The sequence below is a fragment of the Nocardia sp. NPDC003693 genome (genome assembly GCF_053981095.1).
Window position 1 is genome coordinate 275,108 of sequence record NZ_JBSFNO010000002.1, and the last position, 18,832, is coordinate 293,939.

The following is an 18,832-nucleotide window of genomic DNA, read 5'->3' on the forward strand; positions in this document are numbered from 1 at the left end:
CATCGTGACGGTAGCCGATGCGTTACGAATTGACCGCGCGTCCATGTTCGGCAAGTCCGCCGAGGGCCTGCACCCAGCCTTCCACGAGCTTCTTGATCTGTTCGAGGTCCAGGACCGCACCGGCGAAGTCGAAGCGGGCGACCAGGCCGTCCTGGGTGGTGTCGACGGTGACGTCCAGGTACAGATCGTCGGCGACCGGTTCCGGGTACACCCGGGCGGGTCGCAGATCGCGGTAGCGGAAGCCGATGCGGCCCACCGGGAGCGCCGCGGTCTCGGCGGCGGTGTCGGGGTTCAGGTGCCGGAGCAGTCCGAAGCCGACGCCCTGCGAAGGCACTTCGCGGCAGCGGTCGCGGATCTGTTCGATGACCGATCCCGCGGCGTCGCCGCCCCGGCGGACCTCGGCGTAGTCCACGCCCGTGAGGCGCAGCGCGAACGGGTACGCGGTGCTGAACGCGCCGACGGTGCGGTGCCCGGCCTTGTCGCCGGGGACGCGGCCGTCGGCGACGAGCCGGACCACCGATCCGATGGCGTGCCTGGACGATTCGACGCTGTCGTCGAGCAGGGCGACCGCGAGGGCGCCGAGCAGGACCTCGTCGATGGTGGCGTGGTAGCGGCGGGCGACCGTGTCGACGGCGGCCGCGCCTTCGCCGGTGATGGAGACCGACACCCGGCCGCGGCCGACGGGGCCGTCCTCGCCGCCGAGGGCCTGCTCGAGATCCATGCCGGGTTCGGCGCCGGTGAGTGTGGCTCGCCACCAGGGCAATTCGCCGAGGGTGTCCGATTCGGCGGCGCGGTCGGCGAGGGCGGCGGCGATGCCGAGCGGGTGTGCGTCCGCGCTGGGCGGGGTGGCGTGGCCGCCGGACCAGGAGGCGGTGAGGTCCTCGATGATGGTGCGCCAGGAGGTGTCGTCGACGACGAGGCCGTTGGCGACCACGACCAGTACGGCGGCGGGGCGGTCCCCGGCCTCGACGCCCGGGTCGGCTTCCACGCCGGCCATGAGCACGAAGCGGATGTTGCGGCCCTTCTCCGGATCCATTTCGGCGGCGGCCGCGTGGATCACCGCTTCGATGGGGTCTCCGACGGCCTCGACGGACGGATCGAGTTGCCACACCACGGCATCCCCGCGGCTGGGCGCGCCCGGAATGTCCATGGCCACGGCGTCGCCGTCGCGGCGTAGTCGGGACCATAGCGCGGGATGTCTGTCCAGCAGGGTGGCGACCGAACGCCGGACCCGGGTCCCCGATACGTCGGCCGCGATGTCGAGCGTGATGGCCCGCACCCACAGCCCCGAGGGCTCGACCTCGAGCAGGCTCACCGCACCGGCGGGGAGCGCGGACACCTTGCCGACCGCGGTGAGCCGCGGGCCGGCGGGCGCACCGGCGGCCGGAGCCGGCTCGGCGGAGGCACCGCGTTCGTCGGCGGCGATGTCGCCGGGCGCGTCCACCGCATCGTCGGCGTTGGAGATGCCAGCGGCCCGGTCGTTCTCGACTGCGGCATCGCGCCGGTCACCGTCAGCGGCGAAGTCGCTGCGGGCGGGGACATCCGAGGACCGAACCGCACCGTCGGCGGTGTCGCCGTCGGCACCGGTCTGTGCGGCGGCTGTCCGGTCGGCACCGAACGCGGTCTGTTCCCCGCCCCGGTGCGCGGTGTCCGCGCCCCGCTGCGGGGCGATCGGCTCCCCGAACCCTGAGAACGCCTTGTCCACGGACGGTTCCGGCGCGGGCTCGGAGTCCACCGGCGGCCCGAAGACCCCGGCTCCCGCGCCCACCCCGGCCTCGGAGCGGTATGCCTCGGCGAGCGCGCGGTCCGCGGCGGCGCTGGCGCGCTGCGCCTCGGCCTCGTCGAATTCCGCTGCGGGCGACAGGTTCTCCCCCGCCGTATCCGCGACGGCGTCGGCCTTGTAGGCGTCGGCCAGTGCCCAGTGATCGATCTCGCCCGGTGCCTCGTCCTCGTCTGCGAACCGGGATACCGCGGCGCCCTGGTCCTCGCGGGCGGCCGAGTGGGCCGTTCCGCTCAACCGCCAGTCGTTCTGCTCCACACCGGAATCCGCGCGGAAGGCATCAGCCGGCTCACGGTCCGCCGCGCCGTCCGCGCGCTCGCTCACGTCGCTGCCGGAACGCGCGGGCAGCGCGCCCACCGAATCGCCCTGCGACCCCGCCCGATAGGCGTCGGCCAGCGCGCGATGGTCTATCTCGTCGATCGAGTCGTCGAACCGCGCGGGCGCGTCGGCCGCGCCGAAGTCCGCCGATCCACTCGGTTCCCGCCCGCCCGGCAGCGAAATGCCCTCGCCCGAAGCCGAGTAGGCAAGTCCCCCGGCTCGCCAGGCGGCGTCCTCCGCCGACAGGTCGGCCTTGTAGGACTCGGCCAGCGCCCGCTCGTCCTCCGGATCGGGTGCCTGTTCCCGGCTGTCCGCGTCGTCGAACCGCGACGCGGCAGGCGTAACCCCACCGGGTTCCACCGCACCGAATCGGTAGGCGTCGGCCAGGGCCCGCTCGTCGGCCGCGCTCGGCGCGTGCCCCGCATCGGCCGGGCTCTCGTCCCCGAATCGGTCCCGGCTCGGGTCAACGGCCTCGCCACCGAATCGCTGCGGCACAGCACGATCCACCGGCTCGGCGGTCTGCCCACCGAGCGCCCCGGACCGGTAGGCGTCCGCCAGCGCCCGCTCGTCGGCGGGATCGGGAGCATGCTCCCCGTCCGCCGCGGCGAACCGCGAGGTGGAGGGAGTAACCGCTTCGGGAGCGACCGCACCCGAGCGGTAGGCATCGGCCAGGGCCCGCTCGTCGGCCGCGCTCGGAGCGTGGGCCGCGTCGGCGCTCACCGGCTCGGCGGTTTGCGCGCCCACGGCGCCGGAGCGATAGGCGTCGGCAAGCGCCCGCTCGTCCTCTGGATCGGGGGCCCGCTCGCCACCCTCGGCGTCACGGAAACCCCGCGCCGCAGCAGCGGCGGATTCGAAATCGGTCGCGCCGCGACGCGACTCCGGGTCTGCGGCCTCGCCACCGAAACGCTGCGGCACAGCATGATCCACCGGCTCGGCGGGCTGCGCACCAACGGCACCGGACCGATACGCATCGGCCAGGGCCCGCTCGTCGGCCGGGTCGGGAGCATGAAGCTCGCCTTCTACCTGATCGAAACGCGAAGAACCGGAGCCGAAGTCGCTCGGTCCTGTCGCGCCGGAGCGGTAGGCGTCGGCAATCGCGCGCTCGTCGGCCGCGCTCGGAGCATGGGCGGTGTCCGCCGAACTCACACCCGCGACGCGGGACGACGTCGGCTCGGCGACATCGCCGCCGAAACGCTGCGGCACAGCACGATCCACCGGCTCGGCAGGCTGCGCACCAACCGCGCCGGACCGATACGCATCGGCCAGGGCCCGCTCGTCGGCGGGGCTCGGGGCCTGTGCTTCGCCCGCTACATCATCGAAACGGGATGCGCCGGGTACGAAGTCGTTCGGGGATGTAGCACCCGAGCGGCGAGCTTCCGCCCACGTGCGATCGTCGGGTGCGCCCGGAGCACGAGCCTCATCCGCCCTCGCACCCGCGATGCTGGACGACGCCGACTCGGCGACATCGCCACCGAAACGCTGCGGTACAGCACGATCCACCGGCTCGGCAGGCTGCGCGCCAACGGCGCCGGACCGATACGCATCGGCCAGGGCCCGTTCGTCGGCCGGGCTCGGGACCTGTGCCTCGGACTCCGCGGCATCGAAACGGGACGCGGTGGGCGCGGACTCGTTCGAACCCGGTGCGGCGGGGCGATGGGTATCGGCCGGTCCGTGGGTGTCCGTGGGGGTACGGGGGGCGGGGGGTGAGACCTTGGGGACCCGGGGGGCGAAGTCGGGGCCCAGGGTCGAGGGGTCCACCGCGCGTAGCTTCACGCTGGTGGGGGGTCCGTCGGACTTGATCACCGGGAGGACCTGGGTGGTGGCCCAATCCTCGTTGTTGTCGGTGAAACTCGTGCTGGGGGGCGCGGACCGGTCGGATCTGGAGGGTCTGGGCTCGGTGCGGGGCGGGAGGTCGCGGCGCGCGGTCACCGGGGTCGCGGGGCGACCGGCGGCGGACGGTGCGCCGGAGGCGAGGATCCCGAACTCGGGGCGGGGCGCCGGGGCGGCCGCCGCGGCCGCCCGGGCGCGCGCCAGGTACTCGGCGTCGAACTCGTCGGCGGGCGCGGTGTGGTCCAGGTACTCGATCTCCCAGTCCACGGTGGCCAGCGCGGCGTTGCCGTTGCGGGCCTTGGGCGCGGCGTACCAGCGCACCAGGTCACCGGTGCGGAGCATCCGGGAGCCGGGGGCGCCCCAGGGGTTGGCCACGAAGCGCACGGCGGTGGTGGCGCGGCGGGCGAGGTACCCGCGGGCCAGCGCGGGACCGGTGAGGTAGAGCTCGCCGGGCACGCCGGGCGGCACCGGGTTGAGGCGGTCGTCCAGGATCAGGGCCGACAGGCCGTCGACCGGATGGCCGATGGTCAGGTGCCGGCCGGGGGCGGGCTCGCCGACGGTGGCCACGACGGTGGTCTCCGCCGGGCCGTGCAACTGCCGGAAGGCGCGTTCGGGCCGCTGCCAGGAGCCGACCAGCTCCGGGCCGCTCTGTCCGCGCACCGCGATCAGTCGCACCCCGGGCAGCGATCCCGGATCGAGCGTGTCGGCGATCCGCGGGGTCAGCAGGACATGGGTGACCTGTTCGGCGCGGATCACGTCGGCCAGTGCCTGCCCCTCGGTGGCGGCGGCGGGCGCGATGACCAGCGTGGCCCCGATCTCGAAGGCGGACAGCCATTCCAGGACCGAGAGATCGTCCGCGGGACTGCCCGCGTGCAGCACCCGGCTGGCGGTGTCGAGACCGAACCGGTTCACGACCGAGTCGAGCAGGCCCTGCGCGCCGGCGTGCGTGACGACCACGCCGCGGGTGCCCGCGGTGTGCACGACGTAGGCGGGATGGCCCGCGCGCAGCGGCGCGTTGCGATCGGCGTCGGTGACCGGGTCGGTGGCCTCGGCCACGCACCGGGCGTCGGTGTCGGCGTCGTCCAGGCACAGCCAGTCGACCGTGGCCGGCAGCACCGGCAGGAACGCCTTGACCGTGATGCCCACGGCCGCACCGGATTCGGTGATCCGCCGCGCCGCGAGGGCGGCGTCGGTCGGATCCACGGGCACGTACGCGCCACCGGACTTTGATACCGCGAGCACGGCGGCCACGGCCTCGAAGGACCGCGGGAACGCCACGGCGACCAGGGTTTCCGGCGCCACCCCGCGATCGATGAGCACCCGGGCGAGCTGCGAGGAGTAGTCGTCGAACTCGCCGTAGGTCAGCGAATGCCCGCGATAGCGCACCGCGACCCGGTCCCGGCCGAGCCGGGCTCCGGCGGCCAGCAGGTCCGGCAGCAGCCGGGTGGCCGGCGCCGGATCCCCGACCCGGGTGAGCAATTCGTATTCGTCGTCGCCGAGCAGCGGCAGATCGCCGATGGGCGTCTCGGAGCTGGTGACCACGGCCGCGAGCAGTCGCACGAAGCGGTAGGCGAAGACGTCCACGGTCTCGTCGTCGAACAGGTCCCGCGCGAAACTCAGCGTGGCGAACAGCCCGGCGTCGTGGTCGGCGCGCTCGCGAATGCTCAGCGCCAGATCGGTGGCGGTGTACTCGATCCCGGAATCCAGGGTGCTGATCCGCAATCCGGGCAGCTCGAACTCGGTCTGCTCCGGTCGCTGGAAGGACAGCGACACCTGCGCGGTCCCGACCGGCAGCTCGGGCTGGGCGAACGCCTCGGCCTGGGCGTCACCGGCGCGCGCGAGCAGCTGCGCGAACTTCAGGTGTCCCTCGACCCGGGTGTTCAGCACGACGGTGTTGGCGAAAACACCCACCGCGTCGTGCAATCCGGCCGCGTCCCGCCCCGACACCGGGGTGCCGATGGCGATGTCGGCGGTGCCGGTCAACCGGGCCAGGAACAGCGCCAGCGCGGTGTGCACCACGGAGAACAGGGTGGTGCCGTGCTGGCGGGCGATGCGATCGAGCCCGCGGTGGATGGCGGCGTTGACGGGGAACCGCACGCTGCCGCCGCGATGGCTCGCGATCGTGGGGCGCGGCCGGTCGCCGGGCAGCGTGAGTTCGGTGAATCGCCGGGTGTCCGTGCGCAATCCGGTGTGATCGACCGATCGCATCGGCAGCGCGGCCCAGCGCGGTCCGATGCCGGTGACGCGGGATTCGTACGCGGTCACCAGATCTCGCACCATCGGGCCCACCGAGCCCGCGTCGGCGCTGATCGCGTGTACGACCAGGCCGAGCACGTGTTCGATCTCGCCGCCCAGATCGACGCGGAAGAGCTCCGCGCGCAGGGGCAGTTCGGCGGCAACGTCGAAGCGCCGGGTGAGAAGTCGTTCGAGCCGATCGGGCAGGGTGTCGACGTCGATCAGTTCGGGGGTGACCTTGGGCGCGATCTGCACGCCGGGCAGCACCCGCTGGTAGACCTCGCCCTCGACCACCGGGTACAGGGTGCGCAGCGATTCGTGCCGCCGCACCACGTCCCCGAGGGCCTGTTCGAGGGCTCCGGCGTCGAGCTCTCCGGTGAAGCGAAGCACGATGGGCAGGTTGTCGACCGCCGAGCGCTCGCGGGACCAGATGCGCTGCTGGGCCGGGGATACCGGAACTCGCACGGTTTCCTCCGATTCGCCGCGTTCTCGGTCGGCGCGTTCGATGAGCTCCGCCAGCTTCGGTCCGATATCGGCGAAGGCTTCGGCGGTCGTCATGAGCTGATGTCGAGTCTCGACCGGGTATTCACCGATGGGTCCGGTGACGTACGGTCGCCAGTCCGCGGCCGAATGCGGTTGTCCCGCACCATCTCGGCCGAAGGTGGCCCGGAAGAGTTCCAGGGGGCCGTCGAGCACGGCGTGCCGGTACTCGGAGCCGAGTTCCATGCTGCGCACCGCGCCGCGGTAGATCTGCTGGAAGCGTTCCAGCGTGAGCACCGCCAGGTCGGCGGGGATGGCGGCGTGCACCGCGGCGAGCGCGTCGCCGTCGAGGTTGCGCAGGTCACCGTCGGGGAAGGCTTCGGGTCCGACGCCGACCTGGGCGAGTTCGTCGCGCAGCGAACTGCGGAAGTCGGTGAACTCGGTCTCGGGGTAGGAGTCCAGGATCGCGACCAGGTCGACCCGCTGCCCGTCGGCCTCCAGTTCGGTGGCGATGGCGTGCGCCAGAATGCCGCCGAGCGAGTAGCCCAGGACCCGGTACGGGCCCTCCGGCTGAATCTTGCGCATCTCGGATACGTAGCGCCGCACCACGTCTCGCAGCGTGGCGGGATCCCAGTCGGCTTCAGTCAGTGCGGGCGACTGCAGGCCGAGGATCGGCTGGTCGTCCGGCAGGAACCGGGTCAGGCCCGCGTAGCACCAGGACATGCCCGCCATGGGCGGCGCGCAGAACAGCGGTGTGCGCGTGCCGGTGGCCCGGATCGGCAGCACGACCTGGAGTCCGGCCTCGGAGTCCTCGTCGTAGTCGTGTTCCCCGGCCAGCGCGGTCATGATCTGCCCGCTGAGCCCGTCCACGGTGGGGTCGGTGAAGAACCAGGCCACCATGACCTGCGCGCCGGTGAGGGTCCGCAGGCGGCTGACGACCTGGGTGGCCAGCAGTGAGTTGCCGCCGAGGGAGAAGAAGTCGTCGTCCAGGCCGACGCGGTCGATGCCGAGCGCCGCGCCGAAGGCGTCGGCGACGGTCTGCTCCAATGCCGTTCCGGGGGCGCGGTATTCGCGGGCGGCGACCTCGGGTTCGGGCAGCGCCTTGCGATCGAGCTTGCCGTTGACGTTGAGCGGCAGCGCGTCGAGCACGACGAAGGCGGCGGGCACCATGTAGGAGGGCAGGGCCTCCGACAGCGCCGATTTCACCCGCGCCACCTCGATGTCCGAGCCGACCAGGTAGGCGACGAGCCGGTCCCCGGTGTGCGGATCGGACTTGGCCAGCACCGCGGTCCGGTCGATCTCCGGCAGCGCGAGCAGCGCGGCCTCGATCTCGCCGAGTTCGATGCGGAAGCCGCGGATCTTCACCTGGAAGTCGGTGCGGCCGCGATAGTCCAGCTCGCCGTTGGGATTCCAGGCCACCAGGTCGCCGGTGCGGTACATCCGCGCGCCGGGCGCGCCGAACGGATCGGCCACGAACCGGTCCGCGGTGAGATCCGGCCTGGCGAAGTAGCCGCGCGCCAATTGCGCTCCGGCCAGGTACAACTCGCCCGCCACCCCGGCCGGGACCGGCCGCAGCCGCGCGTCCAGCACGTAGACGTGGCTGTTCCATTCGGGCGCGCCGATGGGCACCGACACCTGGTCGGCGGGGCTCACCCGATGGCTGGTGATGGACACCGCCGCCTCGGTGGGCCCGTACAGGTTGAACAGTTCGACCTGCGGGAACGCGGTCCGGTACCGCTGGGCCAGCGCACCCGGCAGCGCCTCGCCGATGGCCAGCACCCGGCGCAGGGCGCCGGCGCCGGTCGCGGTCGCGTCGGCCAGCAGCGCGTCCAGCATGGACGGCACCACGTGCAGGGTGGTGACCTGCTCGCGCCGCACGAGCTCGTTCAGGTAGGCGGGATCGCGGTGCCCGTCCGGCGCGGCGATGACGAGCTGTCCGCCGCAGACGGCGGCGGACCAGAACTCCCAGACCGAGAGGTCGAAGGTGGCCGCGGTCTTGAGCAGCACCGCGTCGTCGGAGCCGAGCGCGAATTCGGCGGTCTTCCAGAGCAACTGGTTGACGATGGCCGCGTGCGGCACCGCCACGCCCTTCGGCCTGCCGGTGGAACCGGAGGTGAAGATGACATACGCGGTGTGCTCGGGACGCAGCGGCGCGATCCGTTCCGCGTCGGAGATCGGCTCGCCCGCAACCGCTTCCAGGTCCAGGTCGTCGAGCCGGACGACCGGTGCGAGATCGGTGCGGAAGCCGGCGTCGGCGTCGGTCAGGACGCAGACCGGCGCGACGGTCTCCAGGATGTACCCGGTGCGCTCGGCGGCCTGGTCCGGATCCAGCGGTACGTACGCGCCACCGGCGAGGGTGACCGCGTACATGGCGACCACCAGGTCGGCCGACCGCCGCAGCGCCAGCGCCACCCGCGATTCCGGGCCGACCCCGGCCGAGATCAGGTGCCGGGCCAGGCGGTTGACCCGCTCCCCCAGCTCGGCGTAGGTCAGATCGTCGCCGGAGGCGTCCTCGAACAGGGCGATGGCCGAGCCGTGCCGGGCCACGCTCGCGGTGAGCAGCGCGGCCAGCGTCGTCGAATCCGTCTCGTGCGCGGTCGCGTTCACGTCGCGGACGAGTTCGCCGTACTCGGTGTGGGTCAGCAGGTCGTAATCGCCCACCGCGGCGGCCGGATTCGCCACGATGGCGTCCAGCAGGCGCATGAAGCGATCGGCGAAGCCCTGCACGGTGGCGCGATCGAACATGTCGGCCGCGTAGGTGACCAGACCCGTGATGCCCGCCGCCGCGCCGGATTCGTCGTGCGCGTCGGTGATCAGGAAGTGCAGATCGAACTGCGACAGTTCGGTGTCCACCGCGACCGGCGCGACCGAGAGCCCGGGCAGTTCCAGTCCGGCCTTGGCCAGGTTCTGGAACGAGAGCCCGACCTGGAACAGCGGATGCCGCGCGGTGGAGCGCACCGGGTTGAGCACCTCGACCAGCCGCTCGAAGGGCACGTCCGCGTTGGCGAAGGCCGCGATGTCGGCGGCGCGCTGCTGGGCGAGCAGCTCGGTGAAGGGGACGGCGCCGTCGACGCGGGAGCGGAAGACCAGGGTGTTGACGAACATGCCGACCAGGTCGTCCAGCACCGCCTCGCCGCGACCGGCGATGGGCGTGCCCACCGCGATGTCGTCGGTGCCCGAGAGCCGGGACAGCAGGACCGCGAGCGCGGTGTGCACGACCATGAACAGCGTCGCGCCCTCGGCGCGCGCGAGGTTGAGCAGCGCCTGGTGCGTCGCGGCGTCGACGCGGATCTCGGCGGTGCCGCCGGCGAAGGACTGCACGGCGGGCCGGGGCCGGTCGGCGGGCAGGTCCAGCTGGTCGGGCAGCCCCGCCAGTGCTTGCTTCCAGTAGCCGAGCTGCTGTGCGGCAAGCGATTCCGGGTCGTCCTCGCGGCCGAGCACCTCGCGCTGCCACAGCGAGTAGTCCGCGTACTGCACCGCGAGCGGCGCCCAGCCCGGCTCGACGCCGGCGGTACGGGCCGCGTAGGCGATCATCAGGTCGCGGGTCAGCGGGCCCAGCGACCAGCCGTCGGAGCTGATGTGGTGCGCCACCATCACGAACACGTGCTCGGGCGTGCGGTCGCCGTTGTCGATGCGGAAGAGCTTGACCCGCAACGGAACCGCGGCGGTCACGTCGAACGGGCTCAGGAACAGGCCCGCGACCCGCTCGAGGATGTCGGCCGATTCGATGGTCTCGGGCGCGAGGTCCGGGGCGAACCGGCCGACCGGCAGCACCACCTGGTGCCCGACGCCGTCGATCTCCGGATACACCGTGCGCAGGGTCTCGTGCCGGGTCACCACATCGGCGACGGCCGCCTGCAGCGCGGCGACGTCGAGTTCGCCGATGAGCCGCAGCGCGATCGGCAGGTTGTAGGCGACCGAGGCGTTGTCGAGCTGGTTCAGGAACCACATGCGCTGCTGCGCCATGGACAGCGGAACCCGCTCCGGCCGTTCGACGGCCGTGAGCGCGCGGCGCGCACCGGCGCCGCGGTGCTGTTCCACCGCGACCGCGAGTCCGCTCACGCTCGCCGCCTCGAACAGCACCCGCACGGGCACGTGGATGTCGAGGGCGGCGCCGAGCCGGGCGGCGACCTGGGTGGCGATCAGCGAATTGCCGCCGAGATCGAAGAAGTCGTCGTCGGCGCCGACGGCGCGCTCGAGTCCGAGCGCGTCGGCGAACACCCCGGCGACGATCTCCTCGACCGGAGTCGACGGCGCGCGGAAGGGCCGGATCTCGATGTCCGGGACCGGCAGCGCCTTGCGGTCGAGCTTGCCGTTGGCGTTGAGCGGCAACGTGTCCAGCACGACCAGCGCGGCGGGCACCATGTAGGACGGCAGCAGCCCGGACAGGTGGGCGCGCAGGTCCGCGAGGTCCGGCTCCGCGCCGGCCGCGGGCACCACGTAGCCGATGAGCCGGTCGCCGGTGTGCTCATCCGAGCGCACCAGCGCGACGGCCTGGGCCACCGACTCGTGTGCGACCAGCGCGGCCTCGATCTCCCCGAGTTCGATGCGCTGACCGCGCAGCTTGACCTGGAAGTCGGTGCGCCCCAGGTACACGATCGCCCCGTCGGCGTCGCGGGTGACCAGGTCGCCGGTGCGGTACATCCGCTCGCCGCGGCCGAAGGGGTTGGCCACGAACCGATCCGAGGTCAGATCGGGGCGGCCGACGTAGCCGGTGGCCAGCTGATCGCCCGCGAGGTACAGCTCGCCCGCGATGCCGGGCGCGACCGGGTGCAGGCGCGCGTCGAGCACGTACGCCCGCGCGTTCCACACCGGGCCGCCGATCGGCACCGCGCCCGAGACCTGCTCGGGCACCGGCGCGTAGGTGGCGTGCACCGTGAATTCGGTGGGGCCGTACAGGTTGTGCAGCGCGGCCGAGCCGACCCGGCGGAAGGCGTGCACCGCGTCGGCGGTGAAGGCCTCACCGGCGATGAGCAGGGCGCGCAGCGAGGTGAGCGCGTCCGGCGCGGCGCTGCTCGCGAAAACGCTGAGCATGGACGGCACGAACGAGGTGAGCGTGACCCGGCGCGCGGCGATGACCTCGGCGAGGTACTGCGGATCGCGGTGCCCGTCCGGGCTCGCCACGACGATGCGGCCGCCGACGGCCAAGGGCCCGAACAGTTCCCACACCGAGACGTCGAAGGTCGCCGGGGTCTTGAACAGCACCACGTCGTCGGCGTCGATGCCGTATTCGGCGGTGATCCAGCGGATCTGGTTGACCACCGCGGCGTGCGGCACCGCCACGCCCTTGGGCCGGCCGGTGGAGCCGGAGGTGAAGATGACGTAGGCGGTGTTCGAGGCCCGCAGCGGCGCACGGCGTTCGGAGTCCGCGACCGGCGTGCCGGCGAAGCCGGACAGGTCCTCGGAGTCGATGTCCAGCACCGGGTGCTCACCCGCGTCGAAGCCGTCGCGACCGGTCGACAGCACGCACACCGGGGCGGCGGTGTCCAGGACGTGGCCGTTGCGCTCGGCGGGCTGATCCGGATCCAGCGGCACGTACGCGCCGCCGGCCTCCAGGACCGCGTACATGGCGACGACGAGATCGACCGAGCGCCGGATGCCCAGGGCCACCAGGGTTTCCGGTCCGACGCCGGCCGCGATCAGGCGGCGGGCGAGCCGGTGCACGCGTTCGGCGAACTCGCCGTAGGACAGACTCGTCCCCTCGGCGATGAGCGCGGGCGCGCCCGGGGTGCGCGCGACCTGCTCGGCGAACACCGAGACCAGGGTCGCCGCGGGCGGCAGGCCCACGCCGGTGGCGTTCCAGTCGGCGAGCACGCGCTGGCGCTCGTCGACCGCGAGCAGGTCGAAATCGCCGACCGGCGTTTCCGGGTGCGCGGCCACCGCGACCAGCACCCGGCGGAAGCGGTCGGCGAAGCTCTGCACCGTGGCCGGCCCGAAAATGTCGGTGGCGTAGGTGAACACGGCCGTGAGGCCCTGCGCCGCACCGTCGTCCCCGAGCTGCTCGACCACCGAGAGCTGCAGGTCGAACTTGGCCAGCGGCACGTCCAGGTCGACCGAGGCCACCGCCAGGCCCGGCAGCTCCAGTTCGGTGCGCGCCATGTTCTGGAAGGTCAGCATGGTCTGGAACAGCGGATGCCGGGCCTGCGAGCGCGCCGGATCCAGCAGCTCGACGAGCCGTTCGAACGGGACGTCCGCGTGCCCGAAGCCCTCGATGTCGTTGTGCCGCACCGCGGCCAGCAGATCACCGAACGTAGCGGCCGGGTCGACGTCGGTACGCAGCACCAGGGTGTTGACGAACATGCCGATGACGCCGTCGAGTTCGGCCTCGCCGCGACCGGCCACCGGGGTCCCGACGGCGATGTCCCGGGAGCCGGACAGCCGGGCCAGCAGCACCGCCAGGGCCGCGTGCACGACCATGAACAGGGTCGAATTGTGCTCCTGCGCGGTGCGATTCAGTTCCGCGTGCACGTACCGGTCGATGTCGAAGACCAGGGTCGCGCCCCGGCCCGAGGCCACCGCGGGCCGCGGGTGGTCCAGCGGCAGATCCAGCTGATCGGGCAGTCCGGCCAGCGTGGCCCGCCAGTAGGCGACCTGCCGGGCGAGCGCGGAGTCGGGATCCGATTCCGCGCCGAGGGCCTCGCGCTGCCACAGCGCGTAGTCGGCGTACTGCACCGGCAGCGGCTCCCAGCGCGGCGCGCCGCCCTGCACCCGGTCGAAGTAGGCGGTCATGAGATCGCGCGTGAGCGGGCCCATGGAGAAGCCGTCACCGGCGATGTGGTGCACCACCGCGACCAGCACGTGCTCGGTCGCGGAGATCCGCAGCAGGCCGATCCGCAGCGGCGGCGCGGCGGTCACGTCGAATCCGGCGATCGCGTCGGCGGCGATCAGATCCGCGATCTCGTCGGCCGTGACGTCCACGACCGGGAGTTCGGGCAGCGCCCGGGGATCGGTGACCGGCAGGATCAGCTGGTAACCCTCGCCGTCGAGTTCGGGGTACAGCGTGCGCAGCACCTCGTGCCGCTCGACCACGTCGTGCAGCGCGGCCCGCAGCACCCCGGCGTCCAGATCGCCGGTGAGCCGGACCACAAACGGCAGGTTGTTGACGCCGCTCCCGGGATCGAAGCGGTTGAGGAACCACATGCGCTGCTGCGCGTAGGACAGCGGCACCCGCTCGGGGCGCGGCATGGGTCGCAGCGGTTGCGCGGCAGCGGAATCCGCGTGCTCGGCCAGGTACGCGGCCAGCTGCGCGACGCTCGGCGCGGCGAACAGCGCGCGCACCGGCACCCGGGCGCCGAGGGCGGCGCCGAGCCGGGCGACCACCCGGGTGGCGCTGAGCGAGTTGCCTCCGAGTTCGAAGAACTCGTCGTCCGCGCCGACGCGGTCGAGGCCCAGGACCGTCGCGAACACCTCGGCCACGACGCTCTCGGTTCCGGCGGCGGGCGCACGGTAGGCGCGGGCCTGGAACTCCGGTTCCGGCAGCGCCTTACGGTCGAGTTTGCCGCTGGCGTTGAGCGGCATGGCGTCGAGCCGCACCACGGCCGAGGGCACCATGTACGAGGGCAGCGCCTCGCGGGCGGGCGCGAGCAGCGCGGCGTCGTCGAGCACGGCGCCCGGTTCGAGCACCACGTAGGCGACCAGTCGATCGCCGCCCGCGCCGCGCACCAGCGACACCGCGGCCCGCTGCACGCCGGGATGCGCGAGCAGCACGGTCTCGATCTCACCGAGTTCGATGCGCTGACCGCGCAGCTTGACCTGGAAGTCACTGCGCCCCAGGTACTCCAGGGCCTGCCCGGTCCAGCGCACGACGTCGCCGGTGCGGTAGAGCCGCTGCCCGCCGTCGTGCGCGACGAACCGCTCCGCGGTGAGCGCGGGCGCGCCGGAGTAGCCGCGCGCCAATTGCACACCGGCGACGTACAGTTCGCCGGCCGCGCCCGGGGGCACCGGCCGCAACTGGCGATCCAGCACATGCACACGGGTATTGGCGACCGGGCTGCCGATGGGCACCGCGAGCCCGGTGACCTCGCGGGCGGGATGGGCGGTGACCACGGTGGCTTCGGCGGGGCCGTACCAGTTCAGCAGGTCGGCGCCGGGCAGCCGGTCCGCGCACTTGGCGGCGGTCTCGGCGGTCAGCGCCTCACCGGCGGCGAAGATCCGCCGCAGCGTGGCGAACCCGGCGGAGCCGGTGACGCCGTCCAGGAAGGCGTCCAGCATGGACGGCACGAAATGCACGGTGCCGACGCCGTATTCGTCGATGACCCGGGCGAGGTACGCGGGATCGCGGTGCCCGTCGGGCTCGGCGATGACCACGGCCGCGCCGGTCTGCAACGGCCAGAACAGCTCCCAGGTGGAGATGTCGAAGGTGATGGGCGTCTTGTGCAGCACCACGTCACCGGGGCCGTGCGGGTATTCGCGCTGCGCCCATCGGAACTGGTTGGCCATCTGCCGGTGCGTGATCATCACGCCCTTGGGGCGGCCGGTGGAGCCGGAGGTGTAGATGACGTACGCGGCGTTGTCCGGGCGCACCTGCGCGGCGGCGGCCATGACCGGCACCGCGCTGCCCGAGGTGAGCGCTTCCAGGTAGAACAGCGGTGTGCCGGTGGCGGTTTCGAACTCTTCCACCCGGCGGGTGAGCACACAGACCGGTGCGGCGCTCTCGAGCACGTACTCGTTGCGCTCGGCCGGATGGTCCGGATCGACCGGCACGTAGGCGCCCCCGGCGCGCAGCACCGCGTAGACCGCGACCACGAGGTCGATGCTGCGCCGCAGCGCGACCGCGACCCGAGACTCCGGCCCGACCCCGCGCAGCCGCAGTTCCTCGGCCAGAATCCGCGAGCGCGCGTCGAGTTCGGTGTAGCTCAGCGTGGTGTCCCCGAACAGGACCGCCACGGCCTCGGGGGTGCGCGCGACCTGCGCGTCGAACAGCGACAGCAGCGTCGAATCGTCCAGCAGGTCAGCGACTTCGGTGTCGTTGACCGCGGCGAGCGCGGTGCGCTCGGCGGCGGTGAGCGCGTCCACGTCGGCGACTCGCGCATGCGGATCGCTGCCGAAGCGTTCCAGCAGCAGCGCGAGCCGCTGCGCCAGCGCCCGCGCGGCCGGCTCGTCGAAGACGTCCCGCAGGTACTTGACCTGGATGTGCAGGGTGTCAACGGCGGGCAGCACCATGACCGTCACCGGGTAGTGCGTGCCGTTGGCCATCTGCGTACCGAGCAGATCCACCCCGGCGACGGGCGCGGCGGCCTCGGCCAGCTTCTCCCCGTCCACCGGGAAGGAGGCGAAGACCACCAGCGAGTCGAAGAGTCCTTCGACGCCGATGGTGTCCTGAATCTCGCTGAGCCCCAGGTAATGATGCTCCAGCAGCCCGGCCTGTTCGCGCTGCAGCAGGCGCAGCAGACCGGCGAGGGTGTCGGCGGCCCGCAACCGCACGCGCACCGGAATGGCGTTCAGGAACAGCCCGACCATGGTCTCGATGCCCGCGAGCTGCGGCGGGCGGCCCGACACGGTGGCGCCGAACACCACGTCGTCGCGGTCGGTGCTGCGGCCGATGAGCAGACCCCACGCGGCCTGGACGATCGTGTTGACGGTGACGCCCGCCTCGGCGGCGACCCGGCCCAGCGCGGCGGTCTCGGTCGCGGACAACTCGAATTCGATCTGGCCGATGCCCTCGGTGATCACCCGGGAGCGGTCGGCGGGTGCGATCGGGGTCGGCTCGGTGATACCCGCCAGCACCTCGCCCCAGGCCGCGCGTGCGGCGTCCCGGTCCTGTCCGGCAAGCCATTCCAGGTAATCCCGGTAGGGGCGGGCGGGCAGCTGCGCGGCGGCGTCGCCGAGCGCGTAGAAGGCGAACATGTCCTGCATCAGCAGCGGCATGGACCAGCCGTCGATGAGGATGTGGTGGCTGGTGGCGACCACCCGGTAGGCGTCGGCGCCGGTGCGGATCAGAGTGAAGCGCAACAGCGGCGCGGTGGCCATGTCGAAGTGCTCGGCCATGTCGTCGGCCAGGATGCGCTCGACCGCCGCGGCGGCGTCCTCGGGCTCGGGCGTGCCGAGATCCACGTAGCGCCAGGGCACGTCGAGTCCGTCGACCACGACCTGGACCGGATCGCCGTTCTCGTCCTCGGCGAAGGCGACCCGCAGATTCTGATGCCGGTCCAGCACGGCCTGCGCGGCCGCGTGCAGCCGCTCGATGTCGACCCCGCCGCCGATGTCCACGGTGAACTGGGTCATGTAGGCATCGACCGAGGATTCGGCGAGCAGCGCGTGGAACAGCATGCCGGACTGCAGCGGCGTCAGCGGCCACACTTCGGCGAGATTCGGGTACTCCCCGCGCAGCCGCTCCAGATCCGCCGCCGACGGCTCCGGCAGTGCCCCGGGGGTGAATTCCGGTTCGGCCCCGGCCTCTTCGGCGATCAGCGCCAGATCGGCGACCGTGCGGGTCTCGAACAGATCCTTGGGTTTGAAGGCGACGCCCCGCGCCCGGGCTCGGGAGACGATCTGGATGGCGGTGATGGAGTCGACGCCGAGCGTGAAGAAATCGTCGTCGAGACCGACGCGGTCGAGCCGCAGCACCTCGCCCACGATGCCGGCCAGCAGCTGTTCGGTCGCGCTCTGCGGAGCGCGGTATTCGCGTTCCTGCAGAACGGGTTCCGGCAGCGCGCGGCGATCCAGCTTGCCGGCGGGGGTCAGCGGGATGCGATCCAATGTCATGATCGCGGTCGGCACCATGTGCGCGGGCAGGCTGCGCTCGGCCAGCGCGGTGAGCTCCTCGACCGCGACGTCGGCGCCGTCGACGGCGTGCACGTAGGACACCAGCACCGTTGCGCCCGTGGGCAACCGATGCCCGACGGTGACGGCGAGATCGATACCGGGGTGTTCGGCCAGCACGGCGTCGATCTCACCGAGCTCGATCCGGAAACCGCGGATCTTCACCTGGAAGTCGTTGCGGCCCATGTATTCGACTTCACCGGCCGCGTTCCAGCGCACCAGGTCGCCGGTGCGGTAGAGCCGGGAACCACCGGTGTCGAAGGGATTCGCGATGAAGCGCGCGGCGGTGAGCGCGGACTGCCCGTGGTAGCCGCGCGCCAGATGCGCTCCGGCGACATACAGTTCGCCCACCACGCCGGTCGGAACCTGCCCGAGCCGTTCGTCCAGAACGTATTCCACGACACCGGGAATCGGCGCTCCGATGGTCACCGGGCGATCCGGCAGCAGCTCGGCCATATTGGTCATGACCGTGGCCTCGGTGGGCCCGTACGCGTTCCAGAACCGGCGGGCGCCGGTTGCCCAGCGCTGCACCAGATCCGGCGGGCACGCCTCACCGCCGGTGACGACCACCCGCAATGCGGGCAATCCACTGGCATCGACCGACGCCAGCGCGGCGGGGGTGATGAAGGCGTGGGTGACCTGCTCGCGCTCGAGCACCGCGGCCAGTTCGGCGCCGCCGTACACGGTCGGCGACACCACCACCATGGTGGCCGCGCCGCCCAGCGCCAGCAGCAGCTCCAGGACCGAGGCGTCGAACGACGGCGTCGCGAAGTGCACGGTGCGCGATTCGGCGGTGACCTCGTACCGCTCGCGCTGCACCTCGCAGAAACCCGCGAGGCCCGCGTGCGTGACGACGACGCCCTTGGGCTTACCGGTGGACCCGGAGGTGTAGATGACATAGGCCGGATGTTCGGCCCGCAGCGGGCGCACCCGCTCGGCGTTGGCGATGGCCTCGGTCGAGTAGTCGCCCTCGGGGCCGTCGATGACGACCCATTCGACGAGTCCGGGCAGATCGCCGACCGTATCGGCGACCGTCAGGCCCAGTACGGCCCCCGAATCGGAGACCATGTGCGCGACGCGATCGGCCGGGTAGTTCGGGTCGACGGGCACGAATCCGGCGCCGGACTTGGCCACCGCCCAGACCGCGACGACCGACTCCAGCGAACGCCGGATACCGATAGCGACCAGATCCTCCGGCCCGACGCCGCGCTCGATCAGCCGGCGCGCGAGCCGGGTGGACCGCTCGTCGAGCTCGGCGTAGGACAGCCGCGCGAGCGTGGCCTCGCCGTCGGCGAGCACGAGGGCGGCGCCGGCCGGATTGGCCTCCACCGCGGTCGCCATGAGCTGCGGCAACGTGGGAATACGCGGCCGCCGGGTGCGGGTGGGCCGGACTCGAGCCGTGCGGGTCATGCGCACACCGCCCGCGTC

General features: G+C 72.4%; 1 protein-coding gene. It reads right to left on the reverse strand.

Going from position 1 to position 18,832, the window contains the following annotated elements; genetic code table 11:
• Window positions 1-22 precede the first annotated feature (22 nt).
• Entirely contained in the window at window positions 23-18,814 is an 18,792-nt protein-coding gene (locus tag ACWDOP_RS05080; RefSeq protein WP_456343988.1) for an amino acid adenylation domain-containing protein, read from the reverse strand.
• Window positions 18,815-18,832 lie beyond the last annotated feature (18 nt).